The organism is Frankia sp. AgKG'84/4 (assembly GCF_023242965.2).
In the GTDB taxonomy this organism is placed as follows: domain Bacteria; phylum Actinomycetota; class Actinomycetes; order Frankiales; family Frankiaceae; genus Frankia.
On sequence record NZ_JALKFU020001293.1, the window covers coordinates 1 to 2,164 of the forward strand.

The 2,164-nt window shown below is 74.2% G+C and carries 1 protein-coding gene and 1 pseudogene; both read right to left on the bottom strand.

Translation table 11 applies throughout. The features are described from left to right. Positions 1-237: pseudogene (locus tag MXD58_RS29775) on the bottom strand (signal recognition particle-docking protein FtsY); the annotation flags it as partial. Between the two features lie 70 nt (positions 238-307). Then, the coding region (locus MXD58_RS29780) for an AAA family ATPase (protein ID WP_250611473.1) at positions 308-2,164 on the bottom strand (1,857 nt) is incomplete at its 5' end.

Consider the following 2,164-nt stretch of genomic DNA (forward strand, 5'->3'; position numbering starts at 1 on the left):
GGCCGGCTCGCCCGGCGGCGACGTGATGTCCACCGGTCGGGCTTCGTCGATCGTGCCGGCCGCGGCGGCGCGGGAGGACTCGCCCTCGAGGCCGCCACCGAGCGAACGCTCACCATCGGTACGGGCACCACGCGCCAGCCGGCGGCGCGGCCGTCGGCGCACAGCGCTGCCCACCGCCAGACCCACGGTGGCCACCACGGCGACGGCGATGACGACGATCAGGATGAGGAGCTCCACACTCCGATCCTGACAGATGCGCGCCGGAGTACGACGCCCTCACCCGCGGGTAGCCCCCACCCGGGCGGCCTCAGACCGCTGAGCGTTCCCGCAGCCGCTGGCTGATCACGGTCGTCACGCCATCACCCCGCATCGCCACGCCGTAGAGTGCGTCGGCGATCTCCATCGTTCGTTTCTGGTGCGTGATGATGATGAGCTGGGACTTTTCGCGCAGCCCTTCGAGCGCCGTCAGCAGTCGCCCGAGGTTGCGGTCGTCGAGTGCCGCCTCGACCTCGTCGAGCACGTAGAACGGCGAGGGCCGCGCGCGGAAGATGGCCAGCAGCAGCGCGAGTGCCGTCAACGACCGCTCGCCACCGGACAACAGCGACAGCCGCTTCACCTTCTTCCCGGGCGGACGCGCCTCGACCTCGATGCCGGTCGTCAGCATGTCGTCGGGCTCCGTGAGCACCAGTCGGCCCTCCCCGCCCGGGAAGAGCGTCGCGAACACGATCTCGAACTCGCGTGCGGTGTCCGCGAACGCCGCCGCGAACACCTCGCGAACCCGGACGTCCACCTCCTCCACGACCAACAGCAGGTCACGGCGGGTACTGCGGATGTCGTCCAGCTGGCTCGACAGGAACGCCGCCCGCTCCTGCAACGCGGCGAACTCCTCGAGGGCGAGCGGATTGATCCGGCCAAGCCGGGCGAGCTGTTTGTCGGCGGTCGCCGCACGGGCGGTCTGCTCGGCCCGGTCGAACGGCACCGCGACGCCATCCGGATCATCCGGCGGGACCGGGACCGCCGGCCCGAACTCGGCGAGAAGGTCGTCAGCCCCGATACCGAACTCCTCCATCGCCCTGGTCTCCAGGGTCTCGACCCGCAGTCGTTTCTCCGCCCGGGCAAGTTCGTCCCGGTGGGCCGCGTCCCGCAGCCCCGCGAGTTCCGTCGCCAGGGCCCGGCCCTGGTCGCGCACGGCAGTGAGCTCCGAGTCGGTGCTCCGCCGCAGCGCGTCGGCCTGCTCGCGCTCCGTCGCGGCGCGGGCCAGCGAGCGGTCCAGCCGACCGAGAGTCGCCTGGGCCGCCTCCCCCAGCGCCGCAGCGAGCGCCGCCTGGCGCTCACGCACCTCCCGGCGCCGGGCCGCGGCCATGCGGGCCGCCCGCTCGTTCGCCGCCGCCCGGATCAGCCCGTCCGCACGTCCCTGCAGCGCCCTCGCCCGCTCCTCGCTCGTGCGCACCGCCAGCCGAGCCTCCACCTCGGCTGCCCGGACGGCCGACGTGGAGGTGACCAGCCGATCCCGCTCCTCGGGCGAACGCTCGTCGATCTCCGGCTGGGCGGACACCGCCGCGAGCGACGTCTCGAGCTCGCTCAGCGCACCGTAGGCCCGATCACGCGCGCTCTCCGCCCGACCACGCACCGCCTCAAGGCGAGCCACCTCCGAATCGGCGCTTCCCCGGGCCCGGTCCAGCTGCGCGACCTGCTCGGAGAGGGCGCGATAGCGCGCGTCGGCGCCGTGATTCGCCGCGAGCGCCGCGTCGATCGCCGAGCGGGTCCGAGCCACCTCCGCCCGGGCCGGGTCCAACGCGTCCCGCGCCTGTTCGGCTCGCTGCTCGGACTCCGCGACGCCCGCCTCCGCCTCATCCGCCGCGGCCTGCAGCTCGATCACCGACGGCGGATTGGCGCTCCCACCGATGGACACCGCCGGCCCGAGGAGGTCACCAGCCCGCGTCACCATCCGCAGATCCGGCCGGGCGGCGAGGGCCGTCTGCGCCTCGGCCAGGTCCTCCACCATGACCGTCCCCGCGAGCAGCGCCTTCATCGCCGGGAGGAACCGCTCGTCGGTCACCTCCACCAGGTCAAGGACAGCCACGCAGCCCGCGGGCAGCCCACTCGGCGACCCCCCCCCCCCCCCCCCCCCCCCCCCCCCCCCCCCCCCCCCCCCCCCCCCCCC